This is a genomic window from Anabaena sp. UHCC 0451 (genome assembly GCF_034931405.1).
Taxonomy (GTDB): Bacteria; Cyanobacteriota; Cyanobacteriia; order Cyanobacteriales; family Nostocaceae; genus RDYJ01.
In genome coordinates this window covers 129,476-152,645 of the sequence record NZ_JAYGHA010000011.1, presented here as the reverse complement: position 1 = coordinate 152,645, position 23,170 = coordinate 129,476, and the positions used below count along the sequence as shown (strand labels likewise).

Annotated in this window: 18 protein-coding genes; 15 read left to right on the top strand and 3 right to left on the bottom strand. The window is 35.3% G+C overall.

Annotation, left to right across the window (positions count from 1 at the left end; all coding sequences use genetic code 11):
* Positions 1-484 precede the first annotated feature (484 nt).
* The 15 genes from VB694_RS09945 (at position 485) to lysS (ending at position 20,693) form a co-directional block, all read left to right on the top strand.
* Positions 485-1,519 (top strand): LuxR C-terminal-related transcriptional regulator, encoded by a 1,035-nt coding sequence (locus VB694_RS09945; protein ID WP_323360156.1) that lies wholly within the window; start codon positions 485-487, stop codon positions 1,517-1,519.
* A 481-nt stretch (positions 1,520-2,000) separates the two neighbouring features.
* A complete protein-coding gene (locus VB694_RS09940) occupies positions 2,001-3,302 on the top strand; it encodes an NB-ARC domain-containing protein (RefSeq protein WP_323360155.1) in 1,302 nt (433 codons plus the stop codon).
* 84 nt (positions 3,303-3,386) lie between these two features.
* Complete coding sequence (locus VB694_RS09935; protein ID WP_323360154.1) at positions 3,387-4,868, top strand: ABC transporter substrate-binding protein; 1,482 nt, start codon at positions 3,387-3,389, stop codon at positions 4,866-4,868.
* Positions 4,869-4,900: 32 nt separating this feature from the next.
* The gene (locus VB694_RS09930; RefSeq protein ID WP_323360153.1) at positions 4,901-5,920 is read left to right on the top strand and encodes a serine/threonine-protein kinase; all 1,020 of its coding nucleotides are present in this window, start codon (positions 4,901-4,903) and stop codon (positions 5,918-5,920) included.
* 251 nt (positions 5,921-6,171) lie between these two features.
* Positions 6,172-8,187 (top strand): glycoside hydrolase family 10 protein, encoded by a 2,016-nt coding sequence (locus VB694_RS09925; protein WP_323360152.1) that lies wholly within the window; start codon positions 6,172-6,174, stop codon positions 8,185-8,187.
* Positions 8,188-8,602: 415 nt separating this feature from the next.
* Complete coding sequence (locus tag VB694_RS09920; protein ID WP_323360151.1) at positions 8,603-12,592, top strand: response regulator; 3,990 nt, start codon at positions 8,603-8,605, stop codon at positions 12,590-12,592.
* A gap of 225 nt (positions 12,593-12,817) precedes the next feature.
* Entirely contained in the window at positions 12,818-13,636 is an 819-nt protein-coding gene (locus VB694_RS09915; protein ID WP_323360150.1) for a TlyA family RNA methyltransferase, read from the top strand.
* Positions 13,637-13,964: 328 nt separating this feature from the next.
* On the top strand, positions 13,965-15,131 hold the full coding sequence (locus VB694_RS09910) for a protein kinase domain-containing protein (protein ID WP_323360149.1): 1,167 nt from the start codon (positions 13,965-13,967) through the stop codon (positions 15,129-15,131).
* Positions 15,132-15,321: 190 nt separating this feature from the next.
* The gene (locus VB694_RS09905; protein WP_323360148.1) at positions 15,322-15,672 is read left to right on the top strand and encodes a hypothetical protein; all 351 of its coding nucleotides are present in this window, start codon (positions 15,322-15,324) and stop codon (positions 15,670-15,672) included.
* On the top strand, positions 15,669-16,061 hold the full coding sequence (locus VB694_RS09900; RefSeq protein WP_323360147.1) for an HNH endonuclease: 393 nt from the start codon (positions 15,669-15,671) through the stop codon (positions 16,059-16,061). Before VB694_RS09905 ends, VB694_RS09900 begins: the two co-directional genes overlap by 4 nt.
* Positions 16,058-16,306, top strand: a complete 249-nt coding sequence (locus VB694_RS09895) for a DUF2281 domain-containing protein (RefSeq protein ID WP_323360146.1) — start codon at positions 16,058-16,060, stop codon at positions 16,304-16,306. The genes VB694_RS09900 and VB694_RS09895 overlap by 4 nt, the downstream gene beginning before the upstream one ends.
* A 73-nt stretch (positions 16,307-16,379) precedes the next feature.
* Positions 16,380-16,655, top strand: coding sequence for a hypothetical protein (locus VB694_RS09890; RefSeq protein WP_323360145.1), 276 nt, complete (start codon positions 16,380-16,382; stop codon positions 16,653-16,655).
* A complete protein-coding gene (locus tag VB694_RS09885) occupies positions 16,645-17,091 on the top strand; it encodes a type II toxin-antitoxin system VapC family toxin (protein ID WP_323360144.1) in 447 nt (148 codons plus the stop codon). Before VB694_RS09890 ends, VB694_RS09885 begins: the two co-directional genes overlap by 11 nt.
* Positions 17,092-17,585: 494 nt before the next feature.
* On the top strand, positions 17,586-18,926 hold the full coding sequence (locus VB694_RS09880) for a protein kinase domain-containing protein (RefSeq protein WP_323360143.1): 1,341 nt from the start codon (positions 17,586-17,588) through the stop codon (positions 18,924-18,926).
* Positions 18,927-19,112: 186 nt separating this feature from the next.
* Positions 19,113-20,693: a lysine--tRNA ligase gene (gene lysS / locus VB694_RS09875; protein WP_323360142.1), complete on the top strand. Its 1,581-nt coding sequence runs from the start codon at positions 19,113-19,115 to the stop codon at positions 20,691-20,693.
* A gap of 41 nt (positions 20,694-20,734) precedes the next feature.
* Here the strand turns inward: lysS and VB694_RS09870 are convergent, their stop codons facing one another.
* The 3 genes from VB694_RS09870 to VB694_RS09860 all read right to left on the bottom strand — a co-directional run bounded on the left by VB694_RS09870 (position 20,735) and on the right by VB694_RS09860 (position 22,978).
* A complete protein-coding gene (locus VB694_RS09870; RefSeq protein WP_323360141.1) occupies positions 20,735-21,184 on the bottom strand; it encodes a DUF29 domain-containing protein in 450 nt (149 codons plus the stop codon).
* Between the two features lie 188 nt (positions 21,185-21,372).
* Positions 21,373-22,482: a glutamate 5-kinase gene (gene proB / locus VB694_RS09865; protein ID WP_323360140.1), complete on the bottom strand. Its 1,110-nt coding sequence runs from the start codon at positions 22,480-22,482 to the stop codon at positions 21,373-21,375.
* Positions 22,475-22,978, bottom strand: a complete 504-nt coding sequence (locus VB694_RS09860) for a hypothetical protein (protein ID WP_323360139.1) — start codon at positions 22,976-22,978, stop codon at positions 22,475-22,477. Before VB694_RS09860 ends, proB begins: the two co-directional genes overlap by 8 nt.
* Between the last annotated feature and the right edge of the window lie 192 nt (positions 22,979-23,170).

The following is a 23,170-nucleotide window of genomic DNA, read 5'->3' as shown; positions in this document are numbered from 1 at the left end:
CGTAGGTACTAAAGGACTTTTTGCCATGAGATCAGCCGCTTTCCTAGAAACTTCCTCTGCTTGAGCAGAGGTAGTAAATAAAGTAGCTAATATTGCAGCAGCGAAATAATACCAGTGTTTTTTCATTTGTAGATAAACCTTAATTTCAACCTGAAAAACTAAATTATCTCAGTATGGCTAATCTGGTAGAGTTAAAGAGACACAAGTAAAATCTGCCCTTAATCTCACCAGCTTCGGCATCGGAAGCGTTTATTTCCATCTTTTATGTCACCAAGTTTTATTTTTGTGACATAAATTTAATCATGAATGTGACATATTTACTGACAAGTGTCAACCCTAAGACAGGGATTTAGATTTTCATATCACTTACGGGAGTGTCACAATAGCCAAAGTCGTAATCGTGACTGAGAATCATTGATGTTAAATTAATGTAAAATAGTCACAACCGTGAATTTAACAATTACCCATGCAAGCAAAACTAAGAATGAATCAACAAGAGTTTGACCACATATTTGAAAAGCTGACAGATCGACGCAAAACAGTGTTGCAAAAAATACTAGCGGGTGAAACAGATGGGGAGATAGCGGCAGCCATGAACATTGGAGAAGCATCTGTCAGAAAATATATTGAAAGAATATGTTACGAATTTGGTCTCAATAATGAACCTGCTGACATTCGTCGTTACAAACGCTCAGATTTAGTTGCCTTATTTGCTAAATATAAACCGGAGCTATTAACTAATCCTCAATCTAAATTTACAAAAGAACTAGTAGAAACAGGAGATGAAGACAATGAAAGAATTACCGAATCTATTTTGCATTTACTATCAGTTAATCAGCCTAAATCAGAAGATTTGAAGCGATTGATAAATCGTCTTACCTTAAATGAACAAGAAAGAAAACAAATTGCTAAATCCTTCAATCAAATAGGACATAAAAGCTATCTCAATAGTGATTTTACAACTGCTGCATCTTATCTAGAATTAGCAGTTGAATTTAACCCAAGCTATGGCTCTGCTCACTATAATCTAGGATCAGCTTATGAAAAATTAGATAATTTAGAAGGAGCTTTTTATCACTATCAAATTGCAATTAGATATCAAAATCGTGCTGCTGATGCTGCTGTTAATAACTTAGCTCGGTTGCAAATTCTCCAAGGAAATAGTGCAGATGCGGTAAAAATGATTGAACCAATTTTATCAAGGGTGAAAGATAATACAGTTACAGTCACACTACACAAAAATCTTGCTTGGGCATATTTTCAGCAAAATTTTTATCAATCAGCCAAAAAACATTTACTTATCTGTTTGGAATTAGAAAATAATTATGCTCCGGCTTATTGCTTATTAGCGCAAGTTCAAGCAGCACAAGGAGATATGGAAGGTGCGAAAGAATCATGGCGAAATTTTCTCAAATTTTACTCCGATGATCAGCAGGTTAAAACAGTTCGTTGGAAATTACCAGAGTTAGAAGTTTGGAAACTGGAAGCAGTTAGAGTTCTTAATTCTCAAGCCAACTGATTTATATCAGATGAAAGTGCATCTACTATTAATAAATATAGATATTGATAACAGAAACTTTCATCTGCACAAACCATGATCTTGCTTTCTTGAGAGTTTTGGAAAAGCCATATTTGATCAATTAGTTGGGTGGGACGATTGGACTATCATCGTCATCCCCTCCTTGATAACTCTGTGTAAATAAAATATTTTGTATTTGCGGTGATTGTAATGATATGAACCGCAAGTTATCGTCTTGTCTATTGATGTTCACAAATTCTGTCAGTGAAATTACTTGATCCGCAATATTAACCCTGAATGAGTATTGACTAGCCATATAAACCTCTTTTTTGCCCTTACACAAAAAAGTATCTCATCATTATATGTAATCGTCATCACTAACTAATTATCAGTATTTAAGCCTAATAAAACTAATAAAGTTAATAAAGTTAGTGCAAATTAAGATACAATCCAGGATACGAGCTTGAGAGGAAACTAGACTATGGATGCGAAAGAGTTAATCCAACTATTTAAAGATTGGGTAAAGCGGGAAAAAGAAATAGAAATAGATTTAGATCCTTGTGAAGAAGCGATTCTGGAATATTCTCTGAAAGATGAACCATACAAACAGATGAAAATTCCAAGTTATGCTCCCGGTACTATCATGATTATTAAAGGTCCGAAATTATTCAAGAAACTGAGTGAAATCATAGGAACAGATGTAAATAAAAAGAATTGCCGATTAGTGCTAGACGAACTTTTAAAAGAAACGAAAGAACCTGTAAGAGAAGCAAACACTAAGCATCTCTCAGAGATAAATTTACATATAAATTTGCGGGAAGCACCAGATGTAAGTGATTTCTACGGACGAGAAAAAGAACTGTCTGATTTACAAAAATGGGTAGTTACTGAAAGCTGTCGTGTGGTAGGTGTTTTGGGGATAAATGGGATTGGCAAATCTGCGCTTGTGAGAGAGTTAGTTGAAAAAGTTAAAAATGATTTTGATTATGTTATTTGGAAGAGTATTGAATATTCCCCTTCCTTGGCAGAAATTTTAACTGATATCGAATGCTATTTTTCATCCAGTAGTTCAGAAATAGCTATAGATCGGAGAACGACAAACCTGATTAGTTTCTTAACAGATCATCGTTGTTTGTTGATATTTGATCAATGGGAATGTGTGATGACAAATGGTGAATCATTAGACAATGAACAAAAATATCAATATGAGAGATTCTTAAGAAGAATTGGGGAATCAGCACATAAAAGTTGTTTGGTATTTATCAGTATAAAAAAACCTGGAGTAATAGATAGATTTGGACATAGAAGAAATATTCAGCAACTTTCATTATGCGGTTTAGAATATCAAGATGCTAAAACCTTATTGACAGAGTTGGGACTTGTAAATCCAGGAATAGAACAACTAATTGAAATCTACAAAGGACATCCATTAGCCTTAATTCTTGCTTCTGAACCAATTAAAAATATTCATAATGGACAAATTTATGAATTTCTGGAAGGAACAATTTATATACCTGATGTGATGATGGGATTACTTGATAAACTTTTTTTTTATTTGAAAAGCTTAGAAATTCAAATTATGCAAAAATTAGCAATAGCTACAGAACCACTATTAATTTCTCAAATAGCTCAATTTTTCCCCTCTAAGGGAGAAATTGGTCAAGCTATAGGTCATTTATGGCAACTTCGTTTGATTGAACAAGCTGATATATTAGCAGGAGATAAAATTCTTTGGGTTCTGAATCCTTTAATTAAAAAATATATTAAAAGACGTTATAACTAACTTATTTTCAAGGTTGATTACATGAAACAATTCCGTAGAAAATTTCGTAAATACCCCATCAGGGCTAAAATATCATGTTTGATCTTGATATTGAGTTTTACTGTCTGGGGATATTGGATTATTGTATCCCCTCAAGATAATTTATTTATCAGGTTATATGATCATTATTTTTCTAATACTTGGTGTAAAAATTTTGAAATAAATGACAATTTATCCTGTGGTGAAGAAAGTTTATTTACACAAGAGAAATTTTCAGATTTTCATCCAGGTAACTGGCAAAAAGCTGTTGATTATTTTACTCAAAAGAGAAATGAAAACAAGGAAAATCAAAATAAACCGGAATTTTTGATCTACCTCAATAATGCCGAATTAATGCAACAGGAGAAAATTAACGGAAAAAAAAGTTACACTATTGCTATTTTTGTTCCTATTAATCGGGATCGTCAAGATAGAGCAGAAAGTCTCTTAAGAGGTGTTGCACAAGTTCAGGAAGAATTTAACGAAAATCCTCAACATCCAGGTCTAAAAATTCTCATTGTTAACGATGCTAATGATTCTAATGATTCTAATGATTCTAGGACAGTCCATCAATTAGCTGAACGTCTTCTCTCTAAAAAGGACGTAGTTGCAGTTATTGGACATTATACATCTGAACTAACTAAAGAAGCTTTACCTGTTTATCAAAAGAATAAAGTGGTAGTTATGTCTCCGGCTACGGCTCTTAGAGAAGCTATTTTAAACGGTCAGCAATTTCCAGAAAATTTTTTATTTCTGACTAATCCGAGTGTTAGGCTTCAGACTCCTATTTTAATTCAGCAATTGCAATTATCTAATTTAGCTAATGGAGAAAAAGTAGCTGTTTTTTACAACGAAAATAGCACTTTTAGTAAATCTGCTTTTGAAGAATTCCGTAACCAATTGGGTGCGAATAAAATAATTGAAAGAGATATATCTATATCTAATTTTATTCCTAGTAAAATATTAACTGAGGTTAAAAAAGAAGGTGCTAAAGTGCTTATTCTGCTTCCCGATGGTGGGATTAATCCTAACTCGTTGAATAATACTTTAAGACTGATTGATGAGAATCAAGATCAACTACCAATAGGAGGACAAGGGGTTTTATATAACGAAAGAATACTCAATAAAAAACTTAGTAACAGAAAACTTTCAATAGTCATCACTTGGCATCGTTTAACGAGTCCTAATCCCAAGGTTATTGAGCAAGCTATCAACCTTTGGGGAACAGGTATGATAGATGATGGAACTGCGATGTCCTATGATGCTACTTTGGTGTTGACAAAAGCTCTAGAAAATGTATCTATAAATAATTCTTTGCAAAAACAAAGATTGGATATACAGCAGCAATTAACTAATTTACAGGTTAAAGAAGGAGCTTCGGGGACTATTTCTTTTGATGACTATGGAGATAGGAAAGAAAATATTTCTCAAATAGTCCGTGTTGTATCTGTACCTCCTAAATGTTCTGAGTATGAGGTTATGTTTGTACCGATTAATTATAATTTATCTAATTTAAAGTGTTTAGAAGATGAGAATTTATCAAAATAAACCAATATTTTATTAATTTCAGGGAGCAAATTATGATCGAACCAGGAGATGTTATCAACAATCGTTATCATGTTCTTCAAGAACTAGGAGATGGGAATTTTGGTAAAACTTTTGAGGTAGAAGATAGGTTAATTGGTGATCATAAAGTCATTAAGGTTTTAAGGATCAGTAATTTTGGTAATCCGAAAGTGCTGGAACTTTTTGAACAAGAATATGATGTCTTGAAAAAATTAAATCATCCGGGAATTCCCAAGGTTAGAGCGGATGGTTATGTCACATTTCGCTGTATTCACACCCAGGAAATTTTACATGGTTTAGTAATGGAGAAAATCCCTGGACAGGATTTAGGTGAATGGCTAAAACAAAATCAAAAAATTACTAATACAACACAAGCTATTGAATGGTTAAAACAATTGATTGATATTTTAGATCATGTACATAGTCAGAACTATTTACATCGGGATATTAAGCCAGATAACATTATGTTAAAACCTGATGGTCAATTAGTATTAATTGATTTTGGGATTGTTAAAGAAACTACTCAAAAAACTCAAAAGCAAACTATTCCCGGTACAAAAATTGGCACACCTGGTTATTGTTCACCTGAGCAAAAAGATGGAAATAAGGTAAATAATAAATCTGATTTCTTTTCTTTAGGTCGTACTTTTGTTCATTTATTAACAGGCATTTATCCTGGAAATGGAAACTTGCAAATAGAACCAAGAACTTCAAGGTTATTATGGCGAGGTGAAGCTACAGAAATTGCCGAAGAATTTAAAGATTTAATTGATGATTTAATAGAGTATAAACCACGAGACAGACCAAAACATACGCAGGAAATTTTGCAGAGAATAAAAGAAATTAAAGAAAAGAATAAGCAAAATTTGTTTCCTGCACCAATTGTTTTTTTAAGTTTTGCTCTCAATCTGGTTTTCTTGACTTTACTAGCTATGGGTAATATATTAGACCCAGGCTGGAAAGTGTTTTTTGTGGTTGTTGTCTGTGTGATTGGTGGTTTCCTCTTTTTACCTTTGATTAAATATCTAATTTAAATATTAGATATCTGGTGAAAATTAAATATGCGTGATCTCAAACCCTTTGTAGGGACAATTCATGAATTGTCCCTACGCCTTTTTCGGAGATGTCTATGAAACTTATAAATATGCAAGCTTTCTGTAGTCAGACTAGAGGATTTTTAAGTATATTATACTACATGAAATAACAATAAAGTCGGATGTCTGCGGCAAGCTACCTCCTCTTGTTGTTAAATTAACAGTAGATGTTCATCTACCAGTAATCAACAATGGTATCTACTTCGACATCATTTCCCGATATTCAAAATAATTGGGCGCGGTTATTTATTCAGGCTTTAGCCCAGCGTCGGATTTTGAATGGCTATCCTAACGGTACTTTTCGCCCTGATAATTCTGTGACTCGTGCGGAATTTGCTGCCATTATTGGCGCAGTTTTTACATTGCCTATCAAGCGGCAATATGTGCCTTTTGGTGATGTTCCTGAAAACCACTGGGCAAAAAAGGCAATTCAAAAAGCCTATGAAACAGGTTTTATGGTTGGTTATCCTGATCGGACATTCCGGCCTAATGACAGAATTGCCAGAGGTGATGTTTTAGTGGCCATGGTCAATGGTTTGGGAATTGCTAATCAAGTCCAGCCTGACTTAGTAAGTAGATTAACAGAAATCTATCAAGATGCTGTAGCAATTCCTAATTATGCGATAAATCAGGTAGCGATCGCCTCTCGTGTTGGTTGGGTAGCTAGTTATCCCAATATCAAAATTCTTAATCCTAAAGTAGCGGCGACTCGTGCTGATGTATCTGTGATGGTATACCAAGCTTTGGTATCTTTGGGAAAAGCAGAGAAAATTGCTTCTGAATATCTTGTAGTTGCGCCATCATCTGGAACTGAACCCAAGACTGTGAAGGTAAGTCATAACCGCGAATTCCGGGGGGCTTGGGTAACAACTGTGTGGAATAGTGATTGGCCTGCCAAACCGGGGCTGAGTGTGGAACAACAAAAAACCGAACTGTTAGAAATTATTAAACAATTACAATCTTTAAATTTCAACGCCTTAATTTTACAGGTGCGGCCAGAAGGAGATGCTTTGTATGCTTCTGTTTTAGAACCTTGGAGTGCTTGGATTACAGGAACTCAAGGAAAAGCACCAGAACCATTTTATGATCCTTTAGAATTTGCGATCGCTGAATGTCATAAACGCAATATTGAACTTCATGCCTGGTTCAATCCCTACCGCGCTAAAACTACTACTAAAAGTGGTTTTAATGTCCGTCCCCATATAGCTATTACTAATCCTGAAGTTGTTTATCAATGGGGTAATCAATTATGGATGGACCCTGGTGCAAAAATAGTCCAAGATCGAGCTTATAATGTCATTATTGATGTTGTTAGCCGTTACGATTTAGATGGCATTCATCTAGATGATTATTTTTACCCTTATCCCATATCTGGTCAATCTTTCCCTGATCAAAAAACCTACGCAGCTTACAAAGCAAATGGCGGTAAACTAAGCCTAGAAGATTGGCGACGGGAAAACGTCAATCAAATGGTATTGCGTTTATCTGAAGGAATTAAAAAAACCAAATCTCATGTTAAATTTGGCATTAGTCCCTTTGGTATTTATCGCCCTGGACAACCAGCAGGAATTATTGGTTTGGATGCTTATAGTGTGCTTTATGCTGACTCTAAAAAATGGTTACAGCAAGGTTGGATAGATTATTTAGCCCCCCAACTTTATTGGCGTACTGACCAAACCCAACAGAGTTATGAAGCCTTACTTAAATGGTGGACTCAAGCTAATAGCAAACAAAGACATATTTACGCTGGCAATAATATCGGACAACTGGATGGTAAAGCCTGGAAAAATACAGAAATTGGTAAACAGATTCAGATTTCTCGCAACTTAGCCACCAATCTTTCCTTGGGAAATATCTTTTTTAGTATGAGTTCTATTAAAGACAACCGCCAAGGTATTGCTGACCAATTTAAACAAGCCTATTATCCCAGTCCAGCTATAGTTCCTACTATGTCCTGGCAAAGTCAAACACCCTCATCTCCCCCCAAAGAACTTAAATTTGAAAATGGTAGACTAAATTGGGAACGAGGAGATGATAAACCTGTGCGTTCTTGGACACTTTACCGTCAAAGTGGAGATAATTGGATAATTCAGCGCATTTTGTCTGCTGGTACTACCTTTGCAACTGTACTATCGGGAACTTATGCTGTATGTGCAGTCGATAGGTTAGGTAATGAGAGTGTGGGTGTAGTAATTACGGTGAGCTAAAATTTACAAATTCAAGATAATTTTTTGGCAACTTCGTGTTATGAATTTGATAGTACGGAGTTTTCAATTTCTCATCTTCATCATCACATAACTATCAATAACAGATCGCAATACTAAGTAACCATTTCTCCTGATGTACGCAGTTCATAATGGCTACTTACTCACTAAAGATTCTGTAATTTATTCGGAGGTTGAGGAAAACTTTAAAGGGTCAAGATTTTTTATTACCTATTGATTTTCAACTAATCAGTATTCAACGGATCACATAATAACAAATGATGTTATGGATGAAAAACACAGTTACGTGATTGTAAAATCTGGGAAAATGGAAATAACCTTTGCTCGACATGATGTAGAGGTCTAACCCCAAAGATATTACTGATCTTGTTTTTGGTAATTCTGATTACCTCCTCCAATGCGCTTACTTTACCGCTGGTCTAAATTTATTCAAAGTTTTCAGAACATTCCCCTCAAACTACTATTGGTAGTTCCCTTTGTGTTGCTGATTGTGGTAGCAGTAAGTGTGACGGGGTATCTATCCTTTACAAGCGGACAACAGGCAGTAGAACAGTTGGCAGTTCAGGTGATTGAACGTACCAATGACCAAGTTAACACACGTCTCCAAGAATATTTAAAAACTCCACATCTGATTAATCAACTCAATTTGAATGCAGTTAAATTAGGTCAATTAAATATAGAAAACCTTAACCAAGTTAAAAATCAATTCTGGGAACAAATCAAACTTTTTGATTCTGTGAATTTGATTATTTCCGGTGATGAAAAAGGAAATTCTTTAGGTTATGCAAGAGAAATAGGGCAGTATTTTTTAATAATTCAGAAGGGTGTAGAAGGTAAAAAGAATACGGCTTATGAAGTAGATAACCAAGGAAATCCCCAGAAAATATTTTTGGTGAGAAATTTAGATTCTCGTCAGCGTCCTTGGTATCAAATAGGCAAAGTTGCCAAAAAATCAGTTTGGACTCCAATTTATCCTTGGGCTAGTTATCCAGCCGCAGCTATTGCTATTAGCACTCCCCTATATAATAGTAAGGGAAATCTACAAGCTATGTTATCTACTCATTTAACATTGGAGAATATCAGTAATTTTTTAAAGGATTTAAAACCTTCTCCCAATGGGCAGATTTTTATTATAGAAAAGTCTGGAGATTTAGTAGCAAGCTCTACTTTAGAAAAGCCGTACAATCATATTAATAAAAAATTTATTCGCCTAGCAGCTTCAGATAGTAAAAACCCATTGACGCAAAAGACAGTAAATGAACTGAAGCGAAAAATTGGTAATCTTGGAGAAATTAAAAACCCACAAAAACTAATTTTTTCTGAAAAAGGAAACCGGGAACTTGTCAGAGTTCTACCTTATCAAGATGAGTATGGTTTAGATTGGTTGGTAGTAACGGTTGTCCCAGAGAATGATTTTATGGCGGAGATTAATACTAATCGTCGCACAACAATTATATTATGTGTGGGAGAATTATTGGGGGCGATCGCATTAGCAACCATGATGTCTAATTGGATTAGCCAACCTCTGCGAAATTTAATGATGATGAGTGAGGCCATAGCCGGGGGAAATCTTAACCAAAAGCTCCCTGAAAATTTGCCAATTCAAGAATTATCAAAGTTAGCAAAATCCTTTAACCAAATGTCTGAGCAATTGCGCCAAGCTTTTGCTACTTTAGCAGTTACCTTAGATGAATCACAAACCAAATTTAGTACACTTTTTGGTAATAGTCCTGACCCAATAGCGATCGCAACTTTAACAGAAGGACGCTATTTAGAAGTAAATCAAAGCTTCCTGGAAGTTTCAGAATATAGCCGTGATGAAATCATTGGTAAAACTTCCATAGAACTTAACTTCTGGATCAATATTCAAGAACGTGATCATTATCTCCAAGCCATGCAAACAGATGGTTATATTCATAACTGGGAATTTAACTTTCGCATGAAATCAGGAGAAATTAAAACCCTATTAAGTTCAGCAGAAGTGATTGAAATTAATGAAAATAAATGCGCCATAATTATTGTCAAAGATATCACCGAACGCAAAAAAATTGAAGCTTCCCTGCGTCAGAGTGAAGAAACAAATCGGGCTTTAATTGCTGCAATTCCCGACTTACTTCTGCGTTTAGATCGCCATGGTAATTATATAAATCTCTTTGTAGGTAACGAATTTCAAATCATCAATCCTGATCTGAATCGAGAAGGGAAAAATATCTTTGATATCATGCCATCGGAAAGAGCAAAAGAGCGAATTTATTATTTAGAAGCAGCACTAAAAACAGGTATACTGCAAACCTACGAACAGCAAATTGAAGTTGAGGGAAAAATTCAATATGAAGAAACTCGTATTACTCCCCTCAATGAAAATGAAGTTTTAGTCATGGTACGGGATATTACAAACCGCAAACAAATAGAGAATGCTTTACGACGTTCTCAGTCCCAACTTGAACACCTAGCAACCGCTTCACCAGGCATCATTTATTCTCTACTTCTACGTGCTGATGGTTCAACTATCTTTGAATATATAAATCAGGCTATTGTAGATATTCATGAGGTCAAAATTGAGGATATTATCAAGGATGAAAAAATCATTTTCAAACAATTTCATCCTGACGATATCCCAGGCTATTTACAAGCATTTGAAAGTAGTGCCAATACCTTAGAAATATTTAGTTATGAATGGCGCATCATCACACCTTCAGGTAAGATAAAATGGCTGCAAGCAACATCCCAACCAGAACGACGAGAAAACGGGGATATTTGTTGGTACGGAACAGCTTTAGATGTTACCGAGCGCAAACAAGTAGAATTGGACTTAGCACAGGCAAAAAAAGCAGCAGAAACCGCCAACCGTGCTAAAAGCGAATTTTTAGCGAATATGAGTCATGAACTCAGAACACCCCTCAATGCTATTCTAGGATTCACTCAATTAATGCAGGGAGACAAGACTCTCAACGCTGAACAAAAAGAGAATTTAGATATTATTATTGCCAGTGGTGAACACTTACTTTCTTTAATTAATGATGTTTTAGAAATGTCAAAAATTGAAGCCGGAAAAATGACATTTAATAAAACTAATTTTGACCTTTCAGTAATGCTGACATCCCTGCAAGCAATGCTACAACTCAAAGCTAATGAAAAAGGTATTAAACTTCACTTTGATTTAGCCCCAAATCTACCCTGTTGCATTCGCACAGATAAGGGGAAATTACGGCAAATTATCCTGAATTTACTCAGTAATTCCATTAAATTTACTCACCAGGGAACTGTTACTCTTAAAGTAGAATCTCCGTCCAAAAATGCTCTAAAATTTGCAGTTATAGACACAGGTACAGGAATTTCTCCAGCAGAATTACATCATCTTTTTAATCCTTTTGTCCAAACTGAATCCGGTCGTGCATCCCATCAAGGAACCGGCTTAGGTTTAGTTATTACTCATAAATTTGTGCAATTGATGGGGGGTAATATTCAAGCAGAAAGCACTGTAGGCAAAGGTAGTATATTTAACTTTACCATTCGCTTCCGTCCAGTTTTATCTCATGCAGTTTCTTCATCATTATCAACACCAAAAATTATTGCTTTAGCTCCCGAACAAAAGCATTATAAAATCATGATTGCTGATGACATAGAAACTAATCGTCAGTTGTTAGTTAAACTACTTCAACCCATTGGTTTTGAAGTGCGGGAAGCTAAAGATGGAAAAGAAGCAATAACATTATGGCAAGAATGGCATCCGCACCTAATTTGGATGGATATGCGAATGCCGGAACTTAATGGTTATGCAGCTACTAAAATCATTCGCCAACTTAGCCAAGAACAAAATAAACCAGTAATTATTATTGCCTTAACTGCTAGTGTATTTGAAGAAGAACGAGCAGAAATTAAAGCCGCTGGTTGTGATGATATGGTACGCAAACCATTACAATCACAAATCATTTTTGATAAGATAGCAGAATTTTTACAAGTAAAATATATTTACAGTGATTCTGAAGTTAAATCTGCAAAACCAGTGAATCTTGCCTCATCTAAAGTAAAAATTCTGATTGCAGAAGATAACCTTGTTAATCAAAAAGTTGCTGTGCGTATTTTGGAAAAATTAGGACAATCTGCTGATGTTGTTAATAATGGTAAAGAAGCGATATTAGCACTCCAAAAACAATCCTATAATTTAGTTTTTATGGATATGCAAATGCCAGAAATGGATGGTTTAGAAGCAACACGCCAGATTTGTAAACAGTGGACAGCTTGTGAGCGTCCAGTTATTATTGCGATGACAGCCAGTGAAGAAGAAAAAGACAAAGAATCTTGTTTACAAGCAGGAATGAATGATTTTCTTACTAAACCTATTCGTCTTGAACAACTACGAGAGATGCTAGAAAAATATTTGTAATCATATTAGAAATCAATTATCAGTAATTAGCCTATAATGATATTATATCCAGATCCCCGACTTCTTTTATTTATTGTGTTCATAAATAATAAATTGATCTCAGAAGTCGGGGATCTTATCGACTTACCTGAATTCTGATAAATCAATTATCAGTAATTAGCCTATAATGATATTATTTAAGATTTACAATAAAACAGCAAACAAAAACAATTATAGAATATAAAATTGATGAAAAAACGACTAGATACTTTATTAGTAGATTTGGGTTTATTCCCTTCCCGTCAGCAAGCACAAAGGTTTATTCAAGCTGGGGAAGTGAAAGTAAATGAACAACTGATAGATAAACCAGGAACAGAAGTAGATATAACTGCACAAATAGTAGTTAAACAACGTTCTCGCTTTGTTTCTCGTGGAGGTGAAAAACTATCTAAAGCCTTAGAATTTTTTGGAATTTCCACAGATGGACGTATTTGTTTAGATGGGGGAATTTCCACCGGAGGTTTTACAGATTGTTTATTACAAAATGGTGCAACCCAAGTTTATGGAATTGATGTTGGTTATGGACAAGTTGATTGGAAAATCAGAAATGATGAACGAGTAATTTTAAAAGAACGGACTAATTTACGAGAATTGCAACCAGAACAATTATATATAGATGGAGCAACTTTACCTGATTTAATAGTCGTTGATGTTTCCTTTATTTCTTTAACCAAAGTTTTACCAGCAATTTGGCGTTTAACCCAAGCACCAAGGGAAGCAGTTTTATTAGTCAAACCACAGTTTGAAGTTGGTAAATCTCGTGTTGGTAAAAAAGGTGTAGTCCGTGATTCAAAAGATCATGCAGATGCCATTTTTCAAGTTTTCAAGACAGCCTTAGAATTAGGATGGAAATATCAAGGTTTGACCTTTTCTCCCATCACAGGACCTGCGGGTAATATTGAATATCTTTTGTGGTTAGGGATGGAAAGCGAAACATTACCACCAAATTTAGCAACCATCCAAGAAATTACTAAGAATGCAGTGCAGGAGTTGACTAAAAGTTAACATTAATCATCAATCTCAACAGGTGATTGGTAAAGTCGGGGATCTGAAATTTTGCACAATTTTTAGACTTGACAAGCCGAAAATACTGTTGTACACTTGTGTTATGAGTAGAAATCTGTGGGCGCATATATAGTAAATTTTTGAACTTCCAACATCATTATTTTCACCCACATCAAAAAATCCCCACTACCAATTTATCAATCACATCCTGTAAATCCTTAAATCCTAGTTATCCTGATTCAAACATTCAGATCCCCGACTTCTTTTATCACCTATCATGTATCAACAACAATTATCATAGAAGTCGGGGATCTTTGATTTAGACATTATGCAAGTTTGGACACCTAACACAAGTCTACAGAACGGACAGTATATCATTAAAAAAGTCATTGGTGGGGGTGGCTTTGGTGAAACCTATCTTGCAGAAGATACAGAAGAAAGCAGATTAGTAGTTATCAAAACCCTAAAACGGGAACAATGGGAAAAACCAGACTTTGCAGATAGACAAAAAAGATTTAGACAGGAAGCTTTGTCATTAGCTAGATGTCATCATCCTCATGTGGTCGAAGTTTACGACATCTTCCTAGAAAATGGACTGCAAACTATAGTCATGGAATATATAGAAGGTGAAGATTTAGAAAAATATACAGAAGAATATACAGCAGAAAATGGCTACTTGTCAGAAACAGAAGCATTAAGGTACATTGACCAAATCGGACAAGCTTTAGAAGTCGTTCATGAACGAGGACTTTTACACCGGGATGTGAAACCCAATAATATTTTACTACGACGAAAAACCAAGGAAGCGGTATTAATTGATTTTGGGTTAGCGCGAGAGTTTCAACCGGGAAAAATTAGAAGCATGACTGCGAGTAAAACCGAAGGTTATGCACCCATAGAACAGTATGAACGACGGGGAGGTTTTGGTTATTATACTGATGTTTATGCTTTAGCTGCGACGTTGTACACTTTGTTAACTCTGAGAGTTCCCATTCCTTCTATTAGTCTTGCTGAAAGTGGTTATCCTTTAGTTAATCCTAAAGAAAAATTTAATCCTAAAATTAGCGATCGCGTAAATGCTGCTATTCTCAAAGGTATGGAGTTAGAACCCCAAAACCGTCCGCAAACTGTACGGGAGTTTCGGGAAATTTTGGGTTTAATAAATAAACCTATTTCTACACCACAACCAAGACAACAGCAAAATATACCCACACCTCCACCTGTAAATACCATTCGTTTACCGCAACCTGAAAATTCTTCTTCTTTGTTATCTAAGATGAAGGAAATTTTCATTCCTCAAAGTTCCACACCTCAACCAAATAACCCAGAGGTAGAATTAAAATCAGATGTAGGAATGGATTATAGAAAACTGCAAAACTATCTCAAAGATGGGAAATGGAAAGAAGCAGATGAGGAAACAGCACGGGTAATGTTAGCAGTTGCAAAACGGGAAAAACAAGGTTGGTTGGATGTTGAACACATTGATATTGTCTGAATCAGGATTTTCAGGATGAGAGGATTTTCAGGATGGTAATTTTTAGATGGTTGGTTTGGTGGTGAAAATTGTATTTGTCAGAATCAGGATAACCAGGATGATAGGATTTACAGGATAGTAGCTGACTATGATTTTCTATATATCATGATTTTTGTATCATAGAAAATAACAAACTTTGGAAAAAATAACCATGCCCAAAATTACCCTAGAAATATCAGAAGAATTATCCCAACAAATAGCACAAATCGGCATAGAAACCTTACCAGAATTACTAGCTTTAAGTCTGCAACAACTACCCATACCAACACAAATATACCAATATATTCTTAACTTTCTTGCTAGTAACCCCACACCCCAACAAATAGCAGAATTTAAACCTACACCACAAATGCAAGATAGGTTAACTACCTTACTCGCACACAGTAAAGCAGGTACACTTACACCCACAGAGTCCAAAGAACTCGATGAATATGAACGTATTGAACACCTAATTGTCATGATAAAAACTGGTAATTTAGCTTATTTGAGTAATAACCTGTGAGTATATCTTATATTCCCGCAGCACTTCGCAGATTAGTAGAAGAACGCGCAAAACATCAATGTGAATATTGTTTGCTACCTACAAAAGTGGCATTTTTTCCCCATGAAATTGACCATATCATTGCAGAAAAACATGGTGGTGAAACCAATGCTGATAACTTAGCATTAACTTGTTGGCGCTGTAACCGATATAAAGGTAGTGACTTAGGTTCATTTGACCCAGAAACAGGAAATTTTAGTTTTCTATTTAACCCACGTAAACAGGAATGGAAACTTCATTTTATGTTGTCGGAAGTGGTGATAATTGGTTTAACTCCAGAAGGAAGAACAACAGTTAAGCTACTACAAATGAATAATGAAGAAAGACTAGCAGAACGTAAAAAATTATGACAATAGCTGACCAAATTTACGCACTTGTAAAAACTCTACCCCCAGCACAAGCTGAAGAAATTCTCAACTTTGCAGAATTTATCCGTAATAAACACCTCAACACTAACCAAAATATCAATGATTCTCAAAACCTTTCTTGGGAAGAATTAGTTTATTCCCTTGCAGGAACTTGGAAAGATGATTTTCCGAATTTAGAAGAAATTCGCAGCAGTGCGGGAGAAGATGTTTTAAGGGAGAGTTTCTAAAATGTATGTTTTAGATACCAACACTTTATAATTAAATTAAGATTGTGTTTTACAGATGATGAGGATTTGCATAATGAATACAGCACTGGAAAATAAAAAATCTATTTTAGAAAAACTAGACAATTTAACACCTGCACAACAAGAACAAGTGTTAATTTTTATCGAGTCATTATCCCTGCAATCACAACCAAATGATATAGAACAAAAACAACCTCGAAAATGGCAAGAAATCAGAGGTAAAGCACCTTATCCTTTAGTTAGTGAAGATGCTCAAAATTGGGTTTCCAGAAATAGAAACGAAGAAAGTAAAAATAGGGAATTAAATCTCAGAAATATCTATGAACATTGAAGATTATTTAATTCAGGGTAAAAAGTTATTTTTGGATACAGCACCAGTAATTTACTATGTAGAGAATCATCCTCAATATCAGTCTTTAGTCAACTATGTTTTTCACGGTATAGATTCAGGTTTACTAGGTGCGGTTACTTCTCCTATCACATTATCTGAGTGTCTAGTTTATCCCTATCGTTTAGGATTAACAGAATTACAACAGGATTTTATTGATTTGATTGTTTCTGGTGTCAATGTTGAATTTGTACAAATTGATGAATTAATTGCTAAACAAGCATCCCAATTAAGAGCTAAATATAATTTAGCTTTATTAGATTCTTTACAAATTTACGTAGCTATATTTTCTCAATGTGATATTTTCTTAACTAATGATATTCAGTTGAAACGAGTTACAGAATTAACGATTTTAGTTTTGAGTGATTTTTTACTCTAACTTGTCTGAATTAGGACACAACACTTTAAAACTTTGTAAAAGTTGGATTTCACTTGGTTCAACCCAAGCTACAAACTGAAATCTTTAAAATCCCCACCATTAATTTATCAATAATATCCTGTACATCCTCAAATCCTGAACATCCTGATTCTGACAAAAAATCCTATTCATTTCAACTTGAATAATTCAAGACCTGTTATATATGGCGCGGACAGATTTCTGGATATAACATTACAATAGCAAAAACTCAGAACACTGTCAACCCCCCAAGCTGAAATCACCAAAAATCGTTCAATTATTGACACCATTCTCAATAATAATGAGAATAGATCCCCCTTTATTGCGACAAAAACTTTTTTCGTAGGTTGGGTTGACGAAAGGAAACCCAACACCCCAAAAATCTACTTGATAATTTTGTTGGGTTGCGTTGTCACTTAACCCAACCTACAGAGTATAATATTTACCAAAACCTTAAAAAATCAACTATTAAAAATATGTCATCTACCGTTACTCTGACTATTACCACAGGGAAGCTATCAGGAAAACAATACATATTCGATAACCGCAGCACTTGTATTATCGGGAGAAACGATGATTGCAATTTACAAATAGCAGATAATATTGATATGAAAGTTTCCCGTTATCACTGCTTATTAGATATCAACCCCCCAGAAATTAGAATTAGAGATTTAGGCAGTTTAAACGGAACTTATGTAAATGGTAAAATCATCGGACAAAGAAAAGCGGGTGAAACTCCAGAACAAGTAGCTAAAGATGTATTTCCCGAATATAATTTAGGGAATCATGATCAGGTACAAATCGGTGATATTGTTTTTAATGTTGCTGCACAAGCGGAACTAGAAAAACAGAAAACTCCAGATATTCCCAACATCGTAGAAAATCAAAAACCGAACTTTTTAAACATTATCAAAAATCTTTTTAGTTTAGCTAACCAAGGTAATCAAAATCTTAAAGTTATTTCTCATTATCAAATCATCAAATCATTAGGTGAAGGTGGTTGCGGAGAAGTATTTTTAGCTCAACATCAAAAAACTCAAAAACTCGTAGCTTTGAAAATCATGTTACCCGCAGTTGCAGCTACAGAACAGGGTGTAAGAATGTTTTTAAGAGAAACAGAAAACACCAAATATTTACAACATCCCAATGTTGTGCAGCTTTTAGATTATGGGTTTGCAGAAAATACTTTTTTCTTCACTATGGAATATTGCGAAGGTGGAGATGTTTGGGATTTAATGGAGAAATTAGGGGGAAGTTTACCTGTTAACATTGCTGTTGATATTATTCTGCAAGTTCTTGATGGTTTAAATTATGCCCATAACGTCGAAGTTCCTTATGTGAGATTAGCAGATGGTAGACTAGGAAAAGGTAAAGGTTTAGTCCATCGAGATTTAAAACCTAACAATATTTTTATTACTAAAATTGATGGTAAAATGGTGGTAAAAATAGGAGATTATGGTTTAGCAAAAGCCTTTGATTTAGCCGGTTTAAGTGGACAAACTTTCACAGGTACAAAAATGGGAACTCCTGTATTTATGCCCCGTCAACAAGTTTTAGATTTTAAACATTCTTTACCAGAAGTTGATGTTTGGGCAAGTGCAGCTTGTTTATATAATATGTTAACAGGAAAATTTCCCCGTGATTTTGATGGTGATCCTTGGAGTAGTATTTTAAATAATCATCCTGTACCCATTCGTCAACGTGATAATAGTATTCCTGAAAAATTAGCCCAGGTGATAGATTTAGCTTTGACAGAAAAACCACAAATTTATTTTCAAAGTGCAATAGAATTTAAGGAAGCTCTGTTAAAAATCTAGCGGCATAAAAAAATAAATTAGAGAAGCGAAAATCTCATACCTTGCGGCTTTGTACCTTTGCCAGAAACCTCATCTATAAAATTTATAGTTGCGCTTTAGCACAAATTCCCCAACAACATCACTAAAAAATCATCAAAGACCAACCATAGAGTTAAAATAGAGAGATTGTGAAAAGACATAAGACAAATGTTTTGGGCTGATAAAATCGCTGCTGATGCAGTAGGCTACCAGGTAGTTAATGATTCTAAAACTCCTTCAGGGAGAGTACACGTCGGCTCATTGCGGGGTGTGGTTATCCATGATGTTATTTATCGTGCCTTGAAACACGCAGGTAAGCCCGTGAAATTCTTGTACGGTGTGGATGACTATGACGCATTGGATACCGTTCCCAAATATTTAGACCAGGAAAAATTTAAGCCTTATTTGGGTTTTCCGCTGTGTAATGTACCCTCTCCTGGTGACGGTGCAAGTGATTATGCTAAGTATTTCATTGGCGAATTTTTTGAAATTTTCGAGTATCTAGGAATTAAACCAGAAACTTATTTTTTACGGGATTTATATCGTTCTGGTAAACTTAATTCCCATATCGATACTTTCTTAAAAAATGCTCACCTGGTGAGAGAAGCATATAAAGAAGTAAGTAAAGCCGACCGTCCTAATAACTGGTATCCTTTTCAAGTTATTTGTGAAAATTGCGGCAAAATCGCTACAACTGTAACCACAGACTATAACGGTTCAGAAGTTTTTTACACCTGCAACCCAGATGCAACTGACTATACAAAAGGTTGCGGTCATTCTGGTTGGGTTTCTCCTTTTAATGGTAATGGCAAATTACCCTGGAAAGTGGAATGGGTTGCAAAATGGGATGTTGTGGGTGTAACTATCGAAATGGCAGGTAAAGACCACTCGCAAAAAGGTGGTTCTAGAGATGTCGCTAATGCTATTTGTCGCAAGGTTTTAAATAAGCAACCTCCTTTTCATTCTCCCTATGAATTTATTCTTGTCAATGGCACAAAAATGAGTTCTTCTAAGGGTGTAGGTTCAAGTGCAAGGGAAATTGCTGATTTATTACCTCCTGAGTTATTACGCTTTTTAATGTTAAGAACTCAGCCCAGAACGGTAATTAATTTCGCACCCAATTATGAAACTGTTACCCGGTTATTTAGGGATTACGATACTTTAATTAATAAGTATCAAGCAAATTCTGCGGATTTAACTGAAGAATTAATGCCGTTATTTTACGCGCAATTGGGTGATGAAGTTAAACCTTTCCAACCTTTTGATTTTAGTACGCTGATTTCTCTGTTGCAAGTTCCGCGTTTAAATATTCAGGATGAGGTTGTACAACGCAGTCCACAGCCTTTAAATGAGTATGATCAATTTATTGTCAATCAAAGAATTGCTTCGGCTCAAAAGTGGTTGCAAGACTACGCAGATGAGGAAGAAAAGTTAGTTCTGTATTTGGAACAAGTTCCAGAAAAAGCTAATGATTTGAATGAAGAACAGGTTGCTTATTTGCAGAAGTTAATGGAGAATTTACAGAATATTTCTAACTGGGATGCTGAGGAATTACAAACTTTGATTTTCTCGACTACGAAAGAGTTAGGCATTCAACAAGCAATTGCTTTTAAGGCTTTGTATTTATCGTTTTTAAATAAAGAACGGGGTCCAAAAGCTGGCGGTTTGTTTTCCTATTTAGAGAAGTCTTTTGTGATTTCTAGATTGCAAGATGTTGTCAATTTGAATCAGTCAAAAGCCCAAATTTAATTACTTATTACTTGTTCCCTGTCTCTGACAGGGAATACAGTTTATGGTAAAAATTCCATATCCAAAATTTGAGTCACAGTGTAAGGTAAATCTGCTGGAAAGGTATTTTGAGAAATTCCTGTTTCGTTACTTGCTAGTTTTTTGCCTCTGAGATAGCACTCAGCTAAGACTTCTTCTAAATAAGGATTAAGACTAGGACTATCTTGTAATAAATCTTCAATGCGGTTGCGTTGTTCTGTAATTGTATTTTGCCAAGAAGCACTTCGCAAATTAGGCTGATATTGCCATTTTAGCAAATGCTGTAACAATACCTCCAATCGGCTTTTCAACTCTCGTTTATCTGACCTTCCCAAGCTTTCAATCTCCTCAACAACCGCTTCCCAATCTACACTATCCCATTTTCCAGCGCGAATTAACTCAGGCGTTTGTTGTGTCCATGCTAGAAAATCAGTATCATACAAACGGGTTGCTGTCTTGGGAATAGAAACCATGATGTTTTTCTCCTAGTCTCTTTTAACGTTGTTCTTCTTCCGGTAAACCAATAGAAGTTTCTAAGGCTTGAGTCATAATATTTTTTACTCTCCCTAGTGATACAGTTAATTTTATCATACCAAATCATTAAATATAGATCCCCGACTTCTCAAAGAAGTCGGGGATCTGGGTAGTTGAGTTATTGATATTAAGTTAAAACTAAATTATCCCGATGAATCACTGTTTCTGCACCTGCATAACCCAAAATCCCGGCAATATCCCGTGAATGACAACCACAAATTTTTTGTAATTCTTTGCTGTTATAATTCACTAATCCTCTGGCAATTTCGTTACCGTTACTATCACATAACTGCACCGCTTCTTGATTATCAAATTCTCCTTCTATGGCTTTAATTCCTGCTGGTAATAAGGATTTTCCAGCTTGCAAAATGGCTGTTATTGCACCATCATCTAAATATAATTTTCCTGCGGGAACTAAACCATACGCTATCCAGCGTTTTCTGGCTGATGTTGGTTCTGGTTGGGGTGCAAAATGCGTTCCTATTGCTTCACCTTGGATAATTTTTTCGATGTTGTGAGGAAAACGTCCTTGAGTAATGACAGTGCGGACACCTGCGGCTATAGCAATTCTGGCAGCAGATATTTTTGTTACCATTCCCCCAGTACCCCACCGAGAACCCTGTCCCCCGGTTTGAATTTGTAATTCCGCTAATTCCTTCATGTTACTAATTAAAGAAATAGGACGAGCATCGGGTACTGTCCGGGGATCTGCTGAATATAATTTATCAACGTCTGTCAGTAAAAATAACCAATCTGCTTCAACTAAACTGGCAACTAAGGCGGAAAGAGTATCATTATCACCAAATTTTAATTCTTCTACTGCGACTGTATCATTTTCATTGACTATGGGAATTACTCCCAGTCCTAGCAATTCCTGAAAAGTATTATAGGCGTTAAGATAGCGGCTACGTTGTACTAAATCTGCTCTAGTTAATAATACTTGGGCTATAGGTTGCTGAAGCGTGGTAAATAAATCATCATAAATACGCATTAATCTACCTTGTCCCACTGCTGCTACTGCTTGTTTGAGAGCGATCGCTTTGGGACGTTCTGTTAAACCCAGACGCGCACAACCTACTCCCACAGCACCGGAGGAAACTAAAATGAGGTTATGTCCTTGGTTTTTTAAATTGCATAGGGTTTCTGTTAAGGTAGCAATGGTAGAAAGGGCTAATTGTCCTGTTTCTGGTTGAGTGAGGCTAGAAGTACCAATTTTAACAACTATTGTTTTAGTCATTTGTACCTGTTAACTGATTTAAATAATCATCCATAATAGCTGGTAATTCTTTTGCTGAATAGGTATAAGTGAGAAATAAAAATTTAATCGCTGTGGTGATAATTTGCTTTCTATCTATGATTTGTGATAATTGAGAACGAGTGTATTTACCATTCATTATTTCTATACTAGCATCAGCGATCGCATCTTCTATGACTGATTCTTCTATTAAATTTTCCCATTCATCTTGATTGATGTAATAGGATTTTTTGTTTTCTTTGAGATTAATTTCTTGAATTTCTCTAATGGAGTTACGAATAGAAGCTATCCAAGAATTTGTTAGTCTCTTTTCTATTTGATTCTTAATTAAATGAATGAGTAAGATTTTTAAAAATGATTTTATTTGTCTGATGTTAGCTTTTTTACTCATTCCTTCTAATTCATCTACAATGGCTAAAGCTTCTGTGTAATTTTCTTGTAAAATGCTGTTTCTGAGGTCTATTAATTCTTGGGTCATTTTTAGTAGCCTCTCATATAATTTACAAATTGATAATAACATATATCTCTCGTTCCCAGTCTCCAGACTGGGAATGCTATCAGGAGTCTCTGACTCCCGTTTAAATAAAATGCAGAGTCTTTTAACATTCATTCCCATACAGAGTATGGAAGGAAGAAAAACGAACCGCAGAGACGCAGAGAACGCAGAGAA